This is a genomic window from Ruegeria sp. HKCCD7559 (assembly GCF_013110575.1).
In the GTDB taxonomy this organism is placed as follows: Bacteria; Pseudomonadota; Alphaproteobacteria; order Rhodobacterales; family Rhodobacteraceae; genus Ruegeria.
The window spans coordinates 712459-732955 of record NZ_WVQU01000001.1 but is presented as its reverse complement, the minus strand read 5'-3'; the positions used below and the strand labels follow the sequence as shown (position 1 = coordinate 732955).

The following is a 20497-nucleotide window of genomic DNA, read 5'->3' as shown; positions in this document are numbered from 1 at the left end:
TTGCTTGCCCAAACCCCTTAGCGCAACGGGAAAGGCTCCCCCGCGCCGCGGGGGAACCGGTTTTTCTTGGATCAGAATGGCTTAGCCGCGAACACGGTCGCGCTGAGCGGTGTAAACACCCGATGACAGGTTGTTCCAAGCAGACGATGCTGCCATCGACGTCATCGCGCTGTCGTGGATCTTCTTGAACAGCTCATCGCCCATGTTCTCGTCCAGAACTTCCTGGCTGGCCTGACCAAACGCGTCCCAGACACTGTCCGGGAATTCCAGGACCTTGACGCCACCCGCCTGCAGACGCTGCAGCGCTGCGCCGTTGTTGGCCAGGAACTGTGCCAGGTTCCACTGGTGCGCTTCGGCGGCAGCGATCTCGATGATCTTCTGCTGTGCCGGGGTCAGTTCATTGAACACGTCGCGGTTGGTTGCCAGCGACAGACCTGCGCCCGGCTCGTGGAAGCCCGCAGTGTAGTAGGTCTTGGTGATTTCCTGGAAGCCGGCCTTTTCGTCGGCCCATGGACCGATCCACTCGGTACCGTCGATCGCGCCGGACGACAGCGCCTGATACACTTCCGACCCCGGAATGTTCTGGACCGATGCGCCCAGTTTACCCAGCGCCTTGCCGCCCAGACCCGGCATACGGAACTTCAGACCGTTGAAGTCTTCGGGGCTGTTGATCTCTTTCGAGTACCAGCCACCTGCCTGCGCACCGGTGTTGCCGGCCAGGAAGGACTTCAGGCCAAAGATTTCGCCCAGCTCGTCATGCAGCTCCATACCGCCGTCATGATAGTACCAGTTCACCAGTTCCTGCGCCGTCATGCCGAAAGGAACGGCCGTGAAGAACGCATAACCCGGGTGCTGACCCACAAAGTAATAGTCAGCGGCATGGTACATGTCGGCCTGACCCGACGACACCGCGTCAAATACTTCGAAGGCGCCAACCAGCTCGCCCGCTGCCTTGATTTCAACATTCAGGCTGCCATCCGACATGGCGTTGATGCTGTCGGCACAACGCTGCGCGCTGTCAAACACGCCCGCCAGACCACGACCCCACGAGGTCACCATGGTCAGAGTACGCTGTCCCTGCGCATAAGCCGGTGCTGCCAGAGCAGTTGCAGCAGCAGCCGAACCGCCCAGCGCGGATTTTTTCAGAAATGAACGACGATCCATATGAGTGTTCCTCCCCTTCATTGTCACGGCCCGGCAGAACCGGACCTGTCGCATTCAGTGCGCGTCAGCCTAATGTGACCGAACTGAAAGGGAATACCTACTACTGCGTAGAGAATCGGATTCTTTGCGATTTCCGGCAAGAAATCAGACCGCAAATCACGTCTTCCCCGACGATAATCTCTGTATTCCCCGAACAAAGCCCAATCTTTTTGCATTTTCGCCGCCGCTTGCGTATCGATTCGTCCATGCAAAGACTCCGACATCTGGTCTCGCTGACCTATGCGCAGAAATTGTCACTGGTTGCGGCAATCCCGCTGGTCGTGGCCGTGGCGGCAATTGCCGTGCTTGTGGCATACGAGGCCCGCGCGACCGCCGAGCGTGAGATCGAAGCGCTGGAACGCAGCCTGGTCGAAGCCAAGAAGGAAGAGTTGCGCAACTACGTAACACAGGCGCGCAACGGGTTCGCCTATATCTACGGCCGGGCCGAGCCTGATGACGAGGTCGCGAAAAACCTCGTGTCCCAAATCCTGTCGGCAATGATCTATGGCCAGGATGGGTTCTTCTTTGTCTACGATTATGACGGCAACAACCTGGTCAGCCCCCGCCAGACGCAGTTCATCAACCGAAACTGGGAAGGGCTGACGGACAGCGACGGCACTCCGATCGTTGACGAGTTTATCCGCCTCGCCCGCCAGGGGGCCGGTTGGCACAGCTTCATGTGGCAAAAGCCCTCGACCGGAGAGGAAGCACAGATGATCGCCTATGTCGTCGGGCTTCAGGACTGGCGCTGGGTCGTGGGAACCGGGGTCTTCATCGACGACATCGTTGCAACGGTCGCCAACGCCAGGGCCGAGGTCGAGGCCCGCGTTCAGCGCACCTTCATGTATATCGGCGCGATCGTTGTGGCGGCGGTGCTCATCGTCTTTGCATCCGGCATGTTGCTGAACATCCGCGAGCGCAGACTTGCAGACGCCAAGCTGAAGGAACTGACCCAGCGCGTCTTCGATGCCCAGGAAGAGGAACGTGGCCGCGTTGCCCGCGAACTGCATGACGGCATCAGCCAGATACTGGTCGGTGTACGCTATGCGCTGGACAACGCGCGGCGCCGCCTGTCCCGCGGCGATGACGCGGGCGCACGCGATCCGCTGGACAAAGGGATTGACCATCTTGGCACCGCCATCACCGAGGTCCGCCGCATCAGTCGCGACCTGCGCCCCGGCGTGCTGGACGATCTGGGTCTTGGGCCAGCGCTGAAAGCTCTGACCGACGATTTCCGGGACCGCACCGGGATCGAGACGGAATTCTCGACCGTGGTGTTCCGCAACCGGCTGGATCAGGACAGCAAGATTGCCCTGTATCGCATCGCGCAAGAGGCGCTGACCAATATCGAGCGCCACTCTGGAGCCACGCATGTTACGATAGACCTGCGCGGGCACAAGAAAGGTGCAACCATGCGGATCACGGACAATGGCCGGGGCATGCGGACCGATCCCAGCACCCCCAGCACCGGGATCGGGTTGCGCAACATGCAAGAACGCATCGAACAGCTTGACGGGTCCCTGCGCATTCTGTCATCACGCGGACCGCGTGGCGGCACTGTCATCGAAGTCAGTCTGCCGCTGAGCCACCTTCTGCCGCCGCAGGAAGACGCAACTCCGAACCGAAAGGCCGGCACATGAGCGCCGAAAGCATCCGAGTTCTTATCGTCGACGACCATCCAATGGTGGCCGAGGGCATCCAGTCCATCCTCGAAAGCTATGATGAGATCCAAGTTGTCGGTACGCTTGGCAGCGGACAGGCGGCAGTGGATCAGGCTGTTGATCTTGCCCCGGATGTGATCCTGATGGATCTGAACATGCCCGGCCTCGGCGGTCTCAGCGCCACGGAAATCATCCTGGAACGATTGCCGGAAACGCGCATCCTGATCCTGTCGATGCATGACAGCCCGGAATATATCTCGACCGCGCTCAGCCACGGTGCCAAGGGTTACGTGCTCAAGGACGTTCCCACTGAAGAGATCAAGCAGGCCATTGATGCGGTGATGCGGGGTGAACGGTATCTGTGCACCGGCGCCAGCGGATCGCTCAAGCCCAAGGGCGACAACGTGCGCGAAGCGCTGACCGGACGTGAACAGACCATTCTGCTTGAACTGGCGCAGGGCAAATCCAACAAGGAAGTTGCGCAAACGCTGGATATTTCCGTGCGGACGGTCGAAACGCACCGCAAGAATATAAAGCGCAAACTCGGCATATCCTCAACCGCCGGGCTGACACGCTACGCTTTGGAACATGGCGTACTGCAAGGGACCGGCGTCGGATTCTGATCTGCACGCGCCCGCAGCGCGCAGCGCTGCCCGGCCCAACCAGAGGATACACGCCGCAGGCGTGTTGACGATGGGCGGGAGCGGTACCCGCCGGGTCAAAGACCTTCTCCGAAAAAAACCAGTGTCCCGTCTTCGTCCAGAACGTGGAATTCACGCTGATTATAGGGCTGATTGAACGGTGGCCTGACACGGCCTTCGGGCAGATCGGCCAATCGGTCACGCAGGCTGTCATAAAGCCCATCAATATCTTCAACATCGATATAGAAGGAGTGTTCATCACCCAATGGCTTGCCGTCATCCCGCGGCGGGCACTCCAAAAGGCGGATCGCAACAGGACCACGTTTCAAAAAGGCATAATTGTCTTGCGTGAACCCACAGGTGAACCCAAGGCGATCACAATAGAAGTCGATCTGGTCCTTCAGGGACGAGCACAACACAAATGGTGTAAGCTGCATAATCTTGGGCATCTGACTCTCCGGACAGGAAACAGATGCATCGTACCGAGGTTGACCACTCAATCCAGCAATTGATCCTTTCGCAGCCCCGCGCGCTTGTAGTGATGCGGCAAAACGCGGCCATACAATTGCTGCGTCCGTTCCACACCGCCACACATGCCTTCAGCCTCGACAAAGGAAAAGATGCCGACATAACGACGGCACATGCCGCTGACCGGAGCAACCCGGTGCAGTGAATACCGGCCCTTGAAAATCTGCAAATCCCCCGGCTGCAGTTCCAGCCGGCGAACCCGCCCCATGTTCCCATCGAGAACCGAGGCTACCAGATCAAAGTTCTCATTTTCCGCCGTCCGCAGATTGGGCGCGTACTCGAACGCGCCGCCCGTCTCTCCGTTCTGGATGGCCAGCGTCACGGTGTAGTTGTTGGTGTCGAAATGCCAGGGAAAGCCCTGCCCTTCTTCCACGACATTGATGATCACGTCCGCCAATGGGTCATCGTAGCGAAAAAAGCGGTCTTCGGGTTCATTCAGGGCATCGCGGACAAAGGGAAGAAAGCCGTCGAACTCGTAAATGCGCCGCAGCGGGCCGGATTTCGAAAGATTGTCGGCCGGAACAAAGGCGTTCGAACGATCATAGAACCGGCGGATCGGATGGGCGATGCCAAGCCTTGGGTCGTCCTTCGTGAAATAGGCGTTGGTTCTGTTGAAGGACCGGTGCGCCTTGGGCGCCACCCCCTCGGCTTCTTGCACCAGAAGTTTGACCCCTGCCTCGTGCACGAAACCCGGCAGAACAGCACATCCATCCTGTTCCAACTCGCGTCTCAAATCCTCGATCAGCTGATCATAAGCCGGTGAATCCGGACGATCGATTGGATAGCGGCCAAGATCAACCAGGTCCTGCAACATTTCAAGCCTCCGGGTTTTGCCCCCTGCACGTTCAGCGTGGCGCAGAAAAAAGTAATGATCATGCCCGTTTCGGACATCGGCCTGACGCTTTCAGACCGCCTTATCCGCACACAAAACGGCCAATTTTCACGTCGAATTCCCGGAAATTCCCGACATGCGGCAATCTGCGCAATAAAATGTCGCAAAATACCGCCGCTGAGATAGAAAATTGGTGCAATTGTCTGTTGACGCCCCTTCCCCCCGACCATAATGTCGCCCCCAAGCAAAAAGGAGCCTCTGGCGATGAGAACGCTAGTCGTAATCGTAGGAACCACGCGCATGGGCCGGTAACGGTAAACCATAATCGAACCCATGCGCCTCCGAAAAATCGGGGGCTTTTTTTTGTCGAACGCAAGACACATGTCGCGAACGGAGCAAAGCAGATGACACGTGAGATGACCGGCGCAAAGATGGTGGTTCAGGCCCTCAAGGATCAGGGCGTGGACACGGTATTCGGATACCCCGGTGGCGCCGTGCTACCGATCTATGATGAGATCTTTCTGCAAAACGACATTCGCCACATTCTGGTGCGTCACGAACAGGGCGCGATCCACGCGGCCGAAGGTTATGCCCGATCGACGGGAAAACCGGGCGTTGCGCTTGTCACGTCCGGCCCCGGTGCCACCAATGCAGTCACCGGTCTGACCGATGCGTTGCTGGATTCGATCCCCATCGTTGTTCTGACCGGGCAAGTCCCGACCTTCATGATCGGATCGGATGCCTTTCAAGAGGCCGACACCGTTGGTATCACCCGCCCCTGCACCAAACATAACTGGCTGGTAAAGGACACGAATTCGCTGGCCGAAACGTTGCACGAGGCTTTCCATGTGGCCAAGTCGGGCCGTCCCGGACCGGTACTGATCGACATTCCCAAGGATGTTCAGTTTGCCACGGGTGAATACAACAGTCCGAAACCTTCGACCTCGCACTACCAGCCTGTGCTGAAAGGCGATTTGGAGGAAATCAACGAGCTTGTTGCAGCCATTGAAAAAGCCAAGAAGCCGGTTTTCTATACGGGTGGTGGCGTCATCAACTCTGGCCCCGCAGCCAGCCAGTTGCTGCGCGAATTAGTGGATTCCACCGGCTTCCCGATCACATCTACCCTGATGGGTCTGGGTGCCTATCCGGCATCGGGCGAAAACTGGTTGGGTATGCTGGGGATGCACGGCCTTTACGAGGCGAACCTTGCGATGCATGGCTGTGACCTGATGATCAACATCGGTGCACGGTTCGACGACCGGATCACGGGGCGCATCGACGCGTTCTCTCCAAAGTCGAAGAAAGCCCATATCGACATTGATCCGTCTTCGATCAACAAGGTCATCCGCGTTGACATCCCGATTGTCGGCGACGTGGCGCATGTACTGGAAGACATTCTGAAGGTGTGGAAGTCACGCGGGCGCAAGACGGATGCGGCAGCCGTCAAGAAATGGCAGGCGCAGATCGCCGAATGGCGCAAGATCAACTGCCTGGCCTTCACCAACAGCGAAAAGTCGATCAAACCGCAATACGCTCTGCAACGGCTTGAAGAACTGACGAAAAAGCATGATCGCTACATCACCACCGAGGTGGGTCAGCATCAGATGTGGGCGGCGCAGTACCTTGGGTTCGAAGACCCCAACCGCTGGATGACATCGGGCGGGTTGGGCACGATGGGCTATGGCTTCCCCGCCTCCATCGGTGTGCAGATGGCACATCCGGACGCGCTGGTGATCAACGTCGCCGGTGAAGCATCATGGCTGATGAACATGCAGGAAATGGGCACCGCCGTTCAGTACCGCCTGCCGGTCAAGCAGTTCATCCTGAACAACGAACGCCTTGGCATGGTCCGCCAGTGGCAGGAACTGCTGCATGGCGAGCGGTATTCGCACAGCTGGTCCGAAGCCCTGCCCGATTTCGTGAAACTCGCCGAGGCGTTCGGCGCCAAAGGTATCCTGTGTTCCGACCCCGCCGATCTGGACGACGCGATCATGGAAATGATCAACTATGACGGTCCGGTGATCTTTGACTGTCTGGTGGAAAAGCACGAAAACTGCTTCCCCATGATCCCGTCGGGCAAAGCCCATAACGAGATGCTGTTGGGCGAGGCGGAAACGCAGGGCGTGATCGACAGCAAAGGCTCGGTTCTGGTTTAACAAAATTCGACGGATTTGGTTGAGCGCCGCGCTGCGCTCAACCTGTCAAGGATGATGAAAGGGACATAAATGTCTGCCCTACATATCAAAAAAGGCGCTACCCGCCATTCGGCCTACAACCTACGACCTACCTTCTCGGACGTGCAGGAACGCCATACCATTGCCGTGCTGGTCGAGAACGAGCCCGGTGTCCTGGCCCGTGTGATCGGACTGTTCTCGGGGCGCGGCTATAACATCGAAAGCCTTACCGTGGCCGAGGTAGATCACACAGGACACCTGAGCCGCATCACCATTGTCACCACAGGCACACCGCAGGTGATCGAACAGATCAAGGCGCAGCTGGGCCGGATCGTGACTGTCCATGACGTGCATGACCTGACGGTCGAAGGTCCTTCGGTTGAACGCGAACTGGCCATTATCAAAGTCGTCGGCGAAGGCGACAAGCGGGTCGAAGCCCTGCGTCTGGCCGATATCTTCCGCGCCAATGTGGTTGACAGCACCCTGAACTCTTTCATCTTCGAAATCACCGGTGCGCCCGACAAGATCGACGCTTTTGCTGACCTGATGCGCCCGCTGGGCCTGATGGAAATCGCGCGTACCGGCGTGGCGGCCCTGCTGCGCGGCGATTGACCGACCTGTCCCGCCTTGGCACTTGTCTTGCAGCCAAGGCGGGAACACTTTTTAAGGTGGCCGGCGATTTGCAATTCAACTCTGGCGATCTGAATGCGCTAAAATTGCCATAGGGTCGGCTTTTCCGGAAAAAGATCAGGCATTTTCAGATAAAGCCTATTGCCTTTACACATGAGAACGTTAGCCTTGTCGCCGCAACGCGACGTGGGGATACGTTGCTTGGGGTCATTCTGTACGATTTTTGAATATGCACCGGGCTTCGGCGTCGGTGCGTTGTCGGTTTCTTCCGGAAACTTAGCAAGACGTGGACACCCATGACTGACGATATTCGTAGTCCAGCCGAGATTCGCGCAATGTTTGGTGCGAACCTTCGGCAATTGGCAAAGCGATATCGCTCGGTCTCGGCGCTGTGCCGCCAACTTGGCGTAAACCGTACCCAGTTCAACAGATATCTTTCCGGTGAAAGCGTTCCCAGACCGGATGTGCTGGACCGTATATGCCGGTTCTTCGATGTGGATGCCCGCATTCTTCTGAAACCGCTGGACGAGATCGAAAAGATCGAAGAACACCCCGCAACTCCGGCCCTGACAGAGTTTTTGGGTTCTGGTGCGGATGCGATCGAGAAATCCCCGTTTTCACCCGGGTTCTACGCGGTAATCGAAAGCCTTTCGGCTGAACACCGGATGACCCTGCTGCACGCCCGACCCTTGGCCCAATGTACGTTGATCCGTGGCTACGTGTCGCGCGCGGCAATGCCCGAGGCAACACCGAAAGCGCGGGAAATACAGGGGATAGCAGCCTCAAGCGGTGACACTGTCTATATGCTGACCTCCCAGCGGGAAGGTCAGAACAGCCGGGTCTATCTGATCTCTCCGGACCCTACGGGAACTGCAGTTCATTGGCGTGGGTCGGTCATCAGCCCGACAAATGCGACAACGCCCGAACCCGTTGTGCTGAAATACCTTGGGCACGACTCGACGGCCATTTTTGCTGCTGCGCGATTGTCGACGAACAACGTGGCTCAGAACCTGTAACCTTCCGTCTCAGGTTGGTGTTTCCTCTTCATCGTTCTGCGTGATCTGCCGGTAAAGATGCCAACTGGCATGTCCCAGCAACGGCAGAACCACCAGCAACCCCAGAAACCAGGGCACCATCGCCAGAAATGTCAGCACCGCGATGAAGGCACCCCAGGCCAGCATCACCGGAAAGTTCTCTGACACGTAGGTAAAGCTGGTGATCATGGCCGTTACAAAATCCAGCTCGCGGTCCAGCAGCAGAGGGATCGACAGAACGGTGATCATGTACAGAACGGTTGCAAAAACCGCCCCGACGGCCGTGCCGACGGCCAGCATTGTCAGGCCATTCAATGTCAGAAACACCTCAAGCGAGGTCGACACGTTGGTCATCGTCGCCAACCCCATGAACAGGGCAAAGATCATGTGCCCCAGAAAAAACCAGAAAAGAAACACGACAACTATGATCGCGCAGATCGAGGGCAATTGTCTGCGGCTTTGCTGCATCACGACCCCGAAGATCGCGCCAAAATCGAGCGGCTCTCCTTGTTCCAGCCTGTGCGATACCTCGTACAGACCAACAGCGGCGAACGGACCGATCAGCGGAAACCCGATGGCCGCCAGCACCAGCCAGAAGGTTGTTCCGGTTTGAATTGTCACCCACGCCATCGCCCACCCGGAAAGTACGTAAAACCCCGCAAAAATCAGGCCGAACAGCGGTGCGCGGCGAAAGTCGGCCCAGGCGCGCTGCAATGCAGTACGCAGCATGGCGGTATCGACCGGTCGCATATCCGGAACACCAAAGGGTTTTTCCATGTTGTCTTCCTCCTCCCTGACCGGCGTTATGGCATCGCCGGCCTCTTGTTTGGCCAATTGGTTTCGGCGTGGTAAGCCGCTCCGACTGACAACAGTTTCCGGTCCGATCCTTTGGGCCCGAACAATTGAAACCCCATCGGCAGCCCCTGCGTGCCAAACCCCGCGGGCGCAGCAAGGCATGGCAGGCCGATCAGGCTGACCGGTATCGTGACATGCATCCATCGGTGATAGGTATCCATGGCCCGGCCCGCGATCTCTGTCGGGTAAGGCAGATCAACCGAGAACGGCCAGACCTGAGCAGACGGCAGAACCAACGCGTCAAACTGTTCGAACAGCATCGCCGCGCAGCGGAACCATTCCGAGCGGATGACACTGGCGTGGTGCACCTCCATTGCACTCAGTGCCAGACCCCGATCCAGTTCCCATCGTGCCGTGTCTTTCAAGTCTTCCTTTTGCGATGCCAAGGGTTCCAGCCCGGCGGCCACGCTGAACGACCGCAAGGTGATCCAGCTGGTCCAGAGTTTTTCGGCATCGAAAGGCGGGGCGACGTCCTCAACCCGCGCGCCACGCGTTTCGAACACGCCCATCGCGTCTTTGCAGATGTCAAGAATACCGGGCTCGGTCGGAAAAGCGCCACCCCAGTCGCCAAGCCACCCGATCCGCAGCCCTTGCAGCTCTGCGGCGGTCACTGGCGACACCGGCGCACTTTCAACGGCCAACGGCAAGCGCGGGTCCGGACCCGAGATGACATCAAGCAGAACACCCAGATCTTCGGGGCAGCGCGCCATGGGGCCCAGTGTCGACAACTGGTGCAAAAAGCTGTCCCCCACGGGATCGGAAGGCACCCTGCCCCAGCTTGGCCGAAAGCCATAAACGTTGTTCCAGGCAGCAGGGTTGCGCAAGCTGCCCATCATGTCCGAGCCATCGGCCAGCGCAACCATGCCCGTCGCCAAGGCAACCGCCGCCCCGCCGGATGAGCCACCGCAGGTACGATTGGCATCATAAGGGTTGCACGTTGCGCCATAGACCGGATTGAACGTGTGCGATCCCAGCCCAAATTCCGGCGTATTGGTCTTTCCGATCAGGATGGCACCGGCTTGCCGCATCCGCGCGGCGATCAGATCGTCGCTGGCTGGCACGTGGTCTTGAAAAACAGGTGATCCTTGCGACGAGACGACACCCGCCACGTTCACAAGATCCTTGACTGCGATTGGAAGACCGTGCAGCGGGCCGGTGATCGGGCCGTCGTCACAGGCCTTCGCCTCGGCCATCAAACCATCTGAATCCCTTAATGCGACGATGGCATTCACATCACCATTGACCTTGGCGATGCGATCCAGCGTGGCCTGCATCACGTCCGAGGCTGAAACCTGCCGGTTGGCCAACTGTTTCAAAAGGTCTGTAGCCGATATCCGGGTCAGGTCCATGACGCGCCAATCCATTGTCGTTTCCGGCAGCCTAGCGGGCAGTTCAGATCATTTAAACCCACTGTTTAAATGTATCTTTTCAGCGTCGTCCCAGACGGTAATGTCAGCGCGCTGATCTGCTAAAATGCAGGTTGCTGTCAGCCCCAAGCCAGTAGCGCAGGCAAAGAACGATCGCGATACAGCTGAGCACCAGCCAGATCCCGCCCCACAACATGGCAGAGCCACCGAATTCCTCGGCCAGCATGAATGCATCCGACCGCGCGCCGGACCGTCGGATCGTGTCATCGAAGATGTCGAAAGGGACATAGATCATGCTGGTCAATCCGATCACGCGCAGCACCAGATCGCTTACATCCGGGCGCAGATACCACGCCGCAGCAATCATCGCAGCCCCGGTTCCGATGCTGAAAACAAGGGCGAACGGGTCGCGGATATACAGCACCGCCACCAGACACATGACGCCGCCAAAACCCGCCAGAACGGCGCGGTCGGCCCGTGTTCGTAAGGCAAGGATCAAAAGGGCCATGCCCAGCGCGAGGGAACCAAGATACCCGGCAGACAGGCTGAGAAAGCGATTGCCGCCCCGGCCGACGACAACGCCGCCCTGTTGTGGTGAGATCGAAAAGCTCTCGACCGAGCCGCCCGTCATCAAGATCGTCACCGCATGAGACAACTCATGCAGAAAGACGACCAGTATCTTCAGTGGAACCGCAACCGGTGTATTCCAAAGCAGAAACACCAGTGCCGTGATGAGGATAAGCTGCCAATGCCCTTTCAGAACGTTCAGGAAAGGGCTGTTACGCTTCACCTCAGCTGTCGCCCTGGGCCTCGGAGCGGCTCTTGCCCGCCACGTTCAGGGCCAGTGTGGCCGCCATGAAGCCGTCCAGATCGCCGTCCAGAACACCCTTGGTATCCGAGGTCTCGTAATTTGTCCGCAGGTCTTTGACCATCTGGTAGGGCTGCAAAACATATGACCGGATCTGGTTGCCCCAGCCCGCATCACCCTTGGCCTCATGTGCCGCGTTGATGTCGGCGTTCCGGCGGTCCAGTTCCTGCTGGTACAGGCGCGATTTCAGGGCTTTCATGGCAATATCGCGGTTCTGGTGCTGCGACTTTTCCGAGCTGGTTACAACAATCCCGGTCGGGATGTGCGTGATCCGAACAGCCGAGTCCGTGGTGTTCACGTGCTGACCACCGGCACCCGATGACCGGTAGGTGTCGATGCGGATATCGGCGGGGTTCACCTCGATCTCGATATTGTCGTCGACCACGGGATAGACCCAGACCGAACAGAACGAGGTGTGCCGCTTGGCCGCCGAGTCAAAAGGCGAAATCCGCACCAGCCGATGTACGCCGCTTTCGGATTTCAGCCAGCCATAAGCGTTGTGCCCCGAAATCTTGTACGCAGCGGATTTGATCCCTGCCTCTTCGCCCGGGGTTTCGGACTGAAGCTCGACCGTATAGCCTTTTTTCTCGGCCCAGCGCACATACATCCGCGCCAGCATCGAGGCCCAGTCGCAGCTTTCGGTTCCGCCCGCGCCCGAGTTGATCTCGAGGAAGGTATCGTTGCTGTCGGCCTCACCGTCAAGCAACGCCTCAAGCTCTTTCTTCGCGGCCTTGGTTTTTAGCGTCCTGATCGCGGCTTCGGCATCCTGAACGACTTCTTGGTCTTCCTCCATCTCGCCCAGCTCAATCAGCTCGATATTGTCGCTGAGATCGGTTTTGATGGACTCGTAGGTTTCGATCGCGTCGACCAGCATCTGCCGTTCGCGCATCAGTTTCTGCGCCTTTTCGGGATTGTCCCACAGGTTGGGATCTTCGACGCGCGCATTGAATTCCTCAAGGCGATGCGGCGCGGTCTCATAGTCCATGCGCTGCGCCAGCAGCTCCAGCGACTTTTCGATTTCCGCCACAGTGTTCTGGGTTTCGGCGCGCATGGTCTTGTCCCAACTTGCTCAATCAGGCCTGCGTGATAGCAAGAGGTGCGAGGCACCACAAGACGGGCTGGGCGTGAATGCAAGGCCCATTCAAAGAGTTTCTGGACCGATGGGAATTGCATCAGCCGGAACTGGTTACCGAGACAGCCCACTCCGGTGCCCCTGCACGGGGATCTTCACCCGGACAACATTATTCTAACCCACAATGGCCCGCGGGTTTTCGATGCCAAAGGATATGCAGGTGATCCGGCCTTTGAGCTGGCAAATGCACTGCGGCACCCAAAAGGCATGACCGATTTGGTGCGCAATCCCCGGCAGATCGAAACCTGCCTGTCGCTCTATTCCGAAGCCATGAAGGTTTCAGAAAAACGGCTGGCCCAATGGGCAGCCGCCAAATGCGCCTTGTCCATCTGCTGGCGATCCGGCGGTGCCATCGAAAACGACCCGGAGCTTTTGCCCCTTATTCAGGACGTGGCCGATCAGTAAAGACCGCCGGTACTCAGATCGCCTTGCGTAGCCTTGGGGCCGACCGTGATGGTTTGACCGGTGGAGGTTTGAACCTGCACACCTGCGCGCTGCGCTTCCTCGAACAAGGGCAGGTCGGAACCAATCGCAAAACCACCATCATAAACACGGTCGATGAACCCATCGACACCGTCGCGGAAGAATTCGGCCACGACATAGTCACCGGTGGCGTCATCCGGCAGGCGGGCGCCGCTGAAACGGTCGATTTTGATAAAGTGACCACCTTCTGGAACCTTGAATGGCCCGCCGCCATACTTTTCGACGGCTTTTTCCATGAAGCTTTGGAACACCGGGCCGCACAAGGTACCACCATAAGCCCCCCGCCCCATCGGGCGCGGTCGATCATAGCCGATGTAGCAACCCGCCACGATGTTCGACGTAAAGCCGATGAACCACGCATCCTTGGATTCGTTGGTGGTTCCGGTCTTGCCTGCTGTTGGCACGGGCAGATTCACAACTCTGGATGCCGTCCCGCGGTCGACCACACCCTTCATCATCGATGTCAGCTGATAGGCGGTGATCGCATCCATGACCTGCGCGCGGTCTGTGACAAGGGTCGGCGATTCATCCGGTTCCAGCCAGGTCGAGTTACAGTCCAGACACTGACGGTCATCGTGGCGATAGATGGTCTTGCCGAACCGGTCCTGAATGCGGTCGACCAGAGTCGGCTCCACACGCTGGCCGCCGTTGGCGAACATCGCATATGCCGCGACCATCTTGTAGAGCGTGGTTTCCTCGGCCCCCAGCGAGTTGGCCAAAAACGCGCCCATCCGGTCATAGACACCGAACCGCTCCGCATAGCCGGCAACGACGGGCATTGTAACTTCCTGCGCCAGACGGATGGTCATCAGGTTCCGCGACTGCTCGATCCCGGTGCGCAAAGGCGTCGGCCCGTAGAACTTGTTCGACGAGTTCTTGGGCCGCCACAAGCCCTGTGGCGTGTTCACCTCGATCGGTGCGTCCACAACGATAGTTGCGGGGCTGTATCCGCTGTCCAGCGCAGCGGCATAGACAAAGGGTTTGAAGCTGGAACCCGGCTGGCGCTGTGCCTGCGTGGCGCGGTTGAAAACGGTGTCCTGATAAGAAAACCCGCCCTGCATCGCCAGAACGCGGCCCGAGTTCACATCCATCGCCACAAAGGCGCCCTGAACTTCGGGCACCTGACGGGCAGACCACTGCCCCCCTTCGCCCTCGACAACAAGGATCACATCACCGCGTTTGAAGTTCGCCGCAAAATCACCCTGCATCCACTTGATATCGGACCGCGGAATGGTGCCATTCGCAGGGCCGTCTTCGATCCCGACGGTAAGTTGCTGATCCGAGACATTCAGAACCACGGCGGGATACCAGCGGGTCGGCAGCACCACATCACGCGGAATTTCCAGAAGCGACAGCGCCTGTCGCCACTGCGCCTCATCCGCCAGTTTTTCTTCCGGGATCACTTCGCCTGTGCCACGCCATTTCCCGCGCGACCGGTCATATTTTTGCAACGCCGTGCGCAGGGCCTTTGCGGCCTCGACCTGCATTTCCTCGTCCACCGACGCGCGAACCGTGAAGCCGCCGGTAAAGAACTCACCTTCACCAAAGTCCTCGCTCAGTTGACGTCGGATTTCATCGGTGAAGTAGTCTCGCGGCGGCAATGCGGTGCGGAAGCTTTCGAAATCGCCGTTCTGAACCGAGCGCAGCGGCATCTCGACCTCGGACTCATAGGTCGCCTGATCGATGTAACCGTTCTGGTACATCTCGCGCAGCACATAGTTTCGGCGGGCCAGCAGGCGTTCCTTTTCCCGGACCGGGTGGTAATCCGACGGCGCCTTGGGCATCGCGGCCAGCATCGCGGCCTCGTGCGGAGCAAGTTCCTGCAAGGTCTTGTTGAAATAGGTCTGCGCGGCGGCCGTCACACCGTACGAGTTCTGACCCAGAAAGATCTCGTTCAGGTACAGTTCAAGGATCTGCTCCTTGTCCAGGGTATCCTCGAGCCGTGTGGCGAGGATGATTTCCTTGATCTTGCGTTCTGCCCGGCGGTCGCCCGACAACAGGAAGTTCTTCATCACCTGCTGCGTAATGGTCGACGCACCCCGCACGGTTCCGCCTTTGGTGCGCACAGCTTCGACACCTGCCGCGACAATGCCGCGTGGGTCGTACCCCTGATGGGTATAGAAATTCTTGTCTTCCGCCGAAATAAACGCCTGTTTCACCAGATCGGGAATTTCCGCGGACGGCGTGAACAGGCGGCGTTCCTGCGCGAATTCGTCGATCAACTGGCCTTCGCCCGAATAGATCCGGCTGATCGTCGGGGGCTTGTACTGGGCCAGGGATTCGTGGCTGGGCAGGTCCCGGCCATACATCCAGAACACTGCACCAATCACCAGTGCGACCATGAAAATACCCAAGGTAACGATACTGAAGATCGCCCCGAAAAACGAAAGAATGAACCGGATCACGTTACTGCCTTTTTCTCGCGGTGGTGCCTATATAGTGTTGCACCGCCCAAGGGTCAAAACACCAAGCGTATTCTAGCCGTTTTGCGTCGCAAGGTCACTGGCCAATCAGGGATTTGCGGATCACATCCTGCTGACGCCAGTCTTCGATCCCCTGAAAGATCCCCAAGGCCATCTTCGCCCGCCATTCCGAATCCCTTAGGTTTTCCCGATCTCTGGGGCTGGACAGAAATCCAAGTTCGACCAAAACAGACGGAATATCGGCCGCCTTGAGAACCGAGAACGAAGCAGTCCGCAGCGGTTTGCGGTTCATCGGCCCGCCTTGCTGGGCCATCCCGTTGGCGATCGCGCTGGCCAGTGACCTGGTCCGCGGCATCGTTTCCTGGCGCGCCAGATCAAGTAGAACATCGGCCACCTGATCATCGGCACCATTCAGATCGATACCCGAGATCAAATCCCCCCGATCATGCCGCTCGGCCAGTTTTGAACTGGCCACATCCGAAGCATCGGCAGACAAGGTATAGACGGCAGCCCCGTGGGCCTGACCTTCCGACAGGGAATCCGCATGCAACGAAATGAACAGATCCGCGCCAGCCCGATGCGCCAGGGCAATCCGGCGCTCCAACGAGACGAACTGGTCGTCAACGCGGGTCAGGACCACCTCATAACCTTCTGATCGCAAGAGAACTTCGCGCAGTTCGCGGGCAAAGGTCAGCATCAGGTTTTTTTCATCAACGCCATCGATTTCGGCACCCGGATCGATCCCGCCATGCCCCGGATCGAGCATTACGCGCAACGGCCTGTCTGCCGAGCGCGCCGATGCCTGCGGCACATCAGCCGGCTCCGGCAAGTCCCATCCCGGGTTGCGCGGCGCACCTGCGGTTGCGTTGAACGTATCAAAATCCGTGCCCTTGAGGTTCAGAGACAGCAGAGCCGCCCCCGAATCCTCGGCAACCGTCAACTCGGCAGTGTCTACGGCCATCGGAGCGCCCAGTTCCAACACCAACCGCGACCAACCCGGAACATAGGCCCCGAATTGCACGCCGCTAACGCGTTCGGATTGCAGGAAATCCGTTCGGTTCAGCCCGGTCCAGTCCACTTCGTTAAAGTCCAGAACCATCCGGTACGGATCCTGCAAGGTGAAGATCCGGTACGGCACCCCCTGGCTCAGGCCGATATCCACGCGAACGCCGGTTCGCCCCACATCCGTGATGCGGCTCTGGTCGGGCTGAACGCGTGCCAGCGCGCTGAAATCCTGCGCGACGGCACTGCCGCACAACGCCCAGATCAGGGCGATGCAAATGAAGATCCTGCTCATGGCCTCAAGTTTTCCCGAGATCGTTTGCCGGGCAGCCTATACCACAAGGGCTGATTTGTGAACGGCTCAGGCAGGTTCCCCGATCACCTTCCGCTGGGTCATGAACAAGCGCAACCGTTCCAGCCCGTCCTGAATGTCGGCCGTCGAACGCGCATAGGAAAAACGCAACGTCGTATGGCCGCGTTGCGGATCGAAATCCAGACCCGGCGTGACCGCGACACCGGCCTTGTCCAGAATCTCGGCCGCAAATGCGCGGCTGTCATCGGTCAGGTCAGACACGTCGGCATAGACATAGAAAGCCCCGTCCGGAGGCGCGATTTTCGTAAAGCCCGCCTTGGGCAGCCCGTCCAGCATCAGGGCGCGGTTTCGGCGGTACACGTCCAGATTGGCTTGCAGCTCGTCCTCGCAATCCATCGCGGCCAGTGCGGCAACCTGACTGGCATGCGGCGCGCAAATGAACATGTTCTGGGCTATCCGCTCGACAACGCGCACCTGATCCTCGGGCACGACCATCCAGCCCACGCGCCAACCGGTCATCGAGAAATACTTGGAAAACGAGTTGATCACATAGCACTCATCCGTCAGTTCCAGTGCGGTCACGGCCTTGGCCTCGTATTCCAGACCATGATAGATTTCGTCGCTGATGAAGGATGCCCCCTGCCCGTGTGCGGCTTCGATCAGCGACCCCATGGCGGCGTGATCCAGCATCGTGCCGGTAGGATTCGCCGGAGACGCCACCATCAGCCCCTTCAGGCCCATTCCCTGAATATCCGCTGCCACGGGTTGCAGACGGTTTTCAGGCGCGGTCGGCAGATCGACCGGCACCAATCCAAGTGCCCTGAGAATCTGGCGATAAGACGGATACCCCGGCGCACCGATTCCGACGCGATCCCCGCTGTCGAACAATGCCGTGAAAGCCAGCAGAAACCCGCCGGACGATCCGGGCGTGATGACCACGCGCTCCGGGTTCAGGTCCACATCGTACCACTCACCATAAAGCTGCGCGACACGCTTTCGCAGCGCAGGCAAGCCCAGAGACACCGTATAGCCCAACGGGCTTTGATCCATCGCCTTCGCCAGCGCCTCGGTCGCGCCCTTGGGGGCGCCGGTTCCGGGCTGGCCAACCTCCATGTGAATCACATGGCGGCCCGCTTCTTCCGCACGGCGCGCGGCTTCCATCACGTCCATCACGATGAAGGGATCGACCCCGGACCGGGTTGAGTTTCTCATGCCCATCTCCCATGTTGCAGCCATGGCTTTTGAACGCGTATCCCTGCTGACGTCAATCCCGGCTCTGATCCTGTCGGTTGGTGTCTGGCTGGCGGCGGCAGCGCAATCCCATGGGCAAAGCCTGATCCGCGACCCCGATATCGAGCGTGGCCTGCGCGAGCTGGCCTTTCCGGTTCTGCGCGCCGCCGGTCTGAACACCAATCGGGTTCAAATCCTTGTGGTCAATGACAACACGTTCAATGCATTCGTCATCGACTACAACGCCATCTATTTGAATTACGGGCTGATCCTTACGGTCGAAAGCCCCGAAATGCTGCAAGCGGTGATCGCGCATGAGGCCGCGCATATTGCGAACGGCCATCTGGCCCGCCGCGCCGAAAACCTGAAGGCGGCGCGGCGCAATGCGGGCCTTGGTACCGCTTTGGCCCTGCTTGCGGCTGCGGCCGGAGGGGGTGAAGCCGCCATTGGCATCGCCGCAGGCACCCAAGGCGCCGCAATCCGCAGCTTTCTGGGCCATACCCGCGCCGAAGAGGCCTCGGCCGACCGAAGCGCTGCAAGCTATCTGCGATGGGCTCAGATTTCCCCCAGCGGCATGGTTGATCTGCACAGGAAATTCGCGGGTCAGGAGTTGCTGAGCGTCGCCAATCAGGACCCGTACATGCGGTCGCATCCCACCAGTCGTGAACGATTGCGCGCCGCCGAAGCGTTTTTGGATGAGTTCGGCGACAAGGCCGTTCCGAATGCCAATGCCGATTACTGGTTTGCCCGCGTCAAAGGCAAACTGTCGGCCTTTTTACGCTCACCCAGTTGGACATTACGGCGCGCCAAAGAAGAAACCGCCCAGGACATCCGCCTGATGCGCGAGGCTTCGGCTTATCATCAGAACCGTGATTTGGATCGCGCGCGCCGTGCCATCGACAAGGCCCTGACTCTGCGCCCGAACGACCCCTACTATTATGACCTGAAAGGGCAAATTCTGCTGGAAAACAGGCAAATAGGCGCGGCTGTTGAAGCGTATGGGAACGCTGTTGAAATGGCTCCGAACGATGCGCTGATCCTGGCTGGCTACGGGCGGGCGTTGCTGGCGCAGGGCCAAACCAAACAGGCCCTGAGCGTGCTGGAAAAAGCCCGCGCCCGGGACTACCGGAACGCCAGGCTGTTGCAGGATCTGGGTGTTGCCTATGCTCAGGTCGGCAATGATGGTATGGCGTCGACCGTGACGGCAGAGCGTTATGCGCTGCAAGGGCGGTTGAAAGATGCCGGAATTCACGCAAAACGCGCCGTGGCACGTCTGCCCGAAGGCTCACCGGGTTGGCAAAGGGCACAAGACGTGTTGATTGCATCGGAACGACTCGACAAAGACAAAAGGAAACGGAAATGATCCTCAGACATGCTGCACCCGCCCTTCTGGGGCTTTCCTTGGCGGCGACCTCGGCGCAGGCGCTGGACTTGAACGCGATGAACGATGCCGAGAAGGCGGAATTTGGTGCCCAGGTGCGCGAATACCTGCTGGAAAACCCCGAAGTGATCATCGAAGCCATCAACATTCTGGAAGAGCGCAATGCCGTCGCCGAAGCCGCGGCGGACAAAGAACTGGTCGCCGCCAATGCGGATGAACTGTTTGATGACGGGTACAGCTGGGTTGGCGGCAACCCGGATGGCGACATCACGCTGGTCGAGTTCATGGACTACCGGTGTGGCTATTGCCGCCGTGCCGTTCCCGAAGTTACCAGCCTGCTGGCAGAAGACGGCAACATCCGCCTTGTGATCAAGGAATTCCCCATCCTGGGTGATGCGTCTGTGCTGTCCTCACGTTTTGCCGTGGCCACCAAACACGTGGCGGGCGACGACGCATACAAGCAGGTCCATGATGCTCTGCTGGAATTCACCGGCGAGCCAAGCGAAGTTGCCCTACGCCGCATCTCGGACGGTTTGGGGCTGAACAGCGACGAGATCATCGCGGCGATGGACAGCGATCGCGTCACGGATGAGATTGCGCGCACCCGTGCTCTGGCCCAGCGGATGCAGATCTCGGGCACACCTTCGTTTGTGTTGGGCACAGAGATGCTGCGTGGCTATTTGCCAGCCGATCAGATGCAGCAGATCGTTAACGGTATACGTGCCGAACGCGGCTAAGGC

The 20497-nt window shown here is 59.0% G+C and carries 18 protein-coding genes; 8 read left to right on the top strand and 10 right to left on the bottom strand.

Annotation, left to right across the window (positions count from 1 at the left end; translation table 11 throughout):
- Positions 1-81 precede the first annotated feature (81 nt).
- Positions 82-1164 (bottom strand): TRAP transporter substrate-binding protein, encoded by a 1083-nt coding sequence (locus GS605_RS03655; RefSeq protein ID WP_117868673.1) that lies wholly within the window; start codon positions 1162-1164, stop codon positions 82-84.
- A gap of 245 nt (positions 1165-1409) precedes the next feature.
- Here GS605_RS03655 and GS605_RS03650 point away from each other — a divergent pair, with 245 nt between their 5' ends.
- Both GS605_RS03650 and GS605_RS03645 read left to right on the top strand, forming a co-directional pair.
- On the top strand, positions 1410-2843 hold the full coding sequence (locus GS605_RS03650; protein ID WP_152458267.1) for a cache domain-containing protein: 1434 nt from the start codon (positions 1410-1412) through the stop codon (positions 2841-2843).
- The gene (locus GS605_RS03645; RefSeq protein WP_171631808.1) at positions 2840-3487 is read left to right on the top strand and encodes a response regulator transcription factor; all 648 of its coding nucleotides are present in this window, start codon (positions 2840-2842) and stop codon (positions 3485-3487) included. The genes GS605_RS03650 and GS605_RS03645 overlap by 4 nt, the downstream gene beginning before the upstream one ends.
- A gap of 95 nt (positions 3488-3582) precedes the next feature.
- Here GS605_RS03645 and GS605_RS03640 read toward each other — a convergent pair whose 3' ends face one another.
- The gene (locus GS605_RS03640; protein WP_171723089.1) at positions 3583-3954 is read right to left on the bottom strand and encodes a VOC family protein; all 372 of its coding nucleotides are present in this window, start codon (positions 3952-3954) and stop codon (positions 3583-3585) included.
- A 47-nt stretch (positions 3955-4001) separates the two neighbouring features.
- Positions 4002-4847, bottom strand: a complete 846-nt coding sequence (locus GS605_RS03635; protein WP_171723088.1) for a hypothetical protein — start codon at positions 4845-4847, stop codon at positions 4002-4004.
- Positions 4848-5269: 422 nt separating this feature from the next.
- On the opposite strand from GS605_RS03635, the gene GS605_RS03630 reads away from it, so the two are divergent.
- The 3 genes from GS605_RS03630 (at position 5270) to GS605_RS03620 (ending at position 8685) form a co-directional block, all read left to right on the top strand.
- On the top strand, positions 5270-7021 hold the full coding sequence (locus GS605_RS03630; RefSeq protein WP_171631802.1) for an acetolactate synthase 3 large subunit: 1752 nt from the start codon (positions 5270-5272) through the stop codon (positions 7019-7021).
- Between the two features lie 69 nt (positions 7022-7090).
- Positions 7091-7651 (top strand): acetolactate synthase small subunit, encoded by a 561-nt coding sequence (ilvN, locus tag GS605_RS03625; RefSeq protein WP_171631799.1) that lies wholly within the window; start codon positions 7091-7093, stop codon positions 7649-7651.
- A 314-nt stretch (positions 7652-7965) separates the two neighbouring features.
- Positions 7966-8685: a helix-turn-helix domain-containing protein gene (locus tag GS605_RS03620; protein ID WP_171631791.1), complete on the top strand. Its 720-nt coding sequence runs from the start codon at positions 7966-7968 to the stop codon at positions 8683-8685.
- 9 nt (positions 8686-8694) lie between these two features.
- Here GS605_RS03620 and GS605_RS03615 read toward each other — a convergent pair whose 3' ends face one another.
- From GS605_RS03615 to prfB, 4 genes are all read right to left on the bottom strand, one after another.
- Positions 8695-9480, bottom strand: coding sequence for a DUF2189 domain-containing protein (locus GS605_RS03615; RefSeq protein ID WP_171723087.1), 786 nt, complete (start codon positions 9478-9480; stop codon positions 8695-8697).
- 26 nt (positions 9481-9506) lie between these two features.
- Positions 9507-10907 carry an amidase gene (locus GS605_RS03610; protein WP_171723634.1) on the bottom strand — a complete coding sequence of 467 codons (1401 nt, stop codon included), beginning with the start codon at positions 10905-10907 and terminating at the stop codon, positions 9507-9509.
- A 103-nt stretch (positions 10908-11010) separates the two neighbouring features.
- Complete coding sequence (locus GS605_RS03605; protein WP_371807726.1) at positions 11011-11715, bottom strand: M50 family metallopeptidase; 705 nt, start codon at positions 11713-11715, stop codon at positions 11011-11013.
- Position 11716: 1 nt separating this feature from the next.
- Complete coding sequence (gene prfB / locus GS605_RS03600) at positions 11717-12844, bottom strand: peptide chain release factor 2 (RefSeq protein WP_171723086.1); 1128 nt, start codon at positions 12842-12844, stop codon at positions 11717-11719.
- A gap of 45 nt (positions 12845-12889) precedes the next feature.
- Between prfB and GS605_RS03595 the strand changes: the two genes are divergently transcribed.
- On the top strand, positions 12890-13330 hold the full coding sequence (locus tag GS605_RS03595) for an aminoglycoside phosphotransferase family protein (protein ID WP_171723085.1): 441 nt from the start codon (positions 12890-12892) through the stop codon (positions 13328-13330).
- On the opposite strand, the gene GS605_RS03590 is transcribed toward GS605_RS03595, so the two are convergent.
- From GS605_RS03590 to GS605_RS03580, 3 genes are all read right to left on the bottom strand, one after another.
- Positions 13324-15813: a PBP1A family penicillin-binding protein gene (locus tag GS605_RS03590; protein WP_171723084.1), complete on the bottom strand. Its 2490-nt coding sequence runs from the start codon at positions 15811-15813 to the stop codon at positions 13324-13326. The genes GS605_RS03595 and GS605_RS03590 overlap by 7 nt on opposite strands.
- 94 nt (positions 15814-15907) lie before the next feature.
- Positions 15908-17128, bottom strand: a complete 1221-nt coding sequence (locus GS605_RS03585; protein WP_171723083.1) for an N-acetylmuramoyl-L-alanine amidase — start codon at positions 17126-17128, stop codon at positions 15908-15910.
- A gap of 66 nt (positions 17129-17194) precedes the next feature.
- Positions 17195-18358 carry a pyridoxal phosphate-dependent aminotransferase gene (locus tag GS605_RS03580; protein ID WP_171631774.1) on the bottom strand — a complete coding sequence of 388 codons (1164 nt, stop codon included), beginning with the start codon at positions 18356-18358 and terminating at the stop codon, positions 17195-17197.
- Here GS605_RS03580 and GS605_RS03575 point away from each other — a divergent pair.
- Positions 18357-19739, top strand: coding sequence for a M48 family metalloprotease (locus GS605_RS03575; protein WP_171631770.1), 1383 nt, complete (start codon positions 18357-18359; stop codon positions 19737-19739). The genes GS605_RS03580 and GS605_RS03575 overlap by 2 nt on opposite strands.
- Positions 19736-20494, top strand: a complete 759-nt coding sequence (locus GS605_RS03570) for a DsbA family protein (RefSeq protein WP_171631767.1) — start codon at positions 19736-19738, stop codon at positions 20492-20494. The genes GS605_RS03575 and GS605_RS03570 overlap by 4 nt, the downstream gene beginning before the upstream one ends.
- Positions 20495-20497 lie beyond the last annotated feature (3 nt).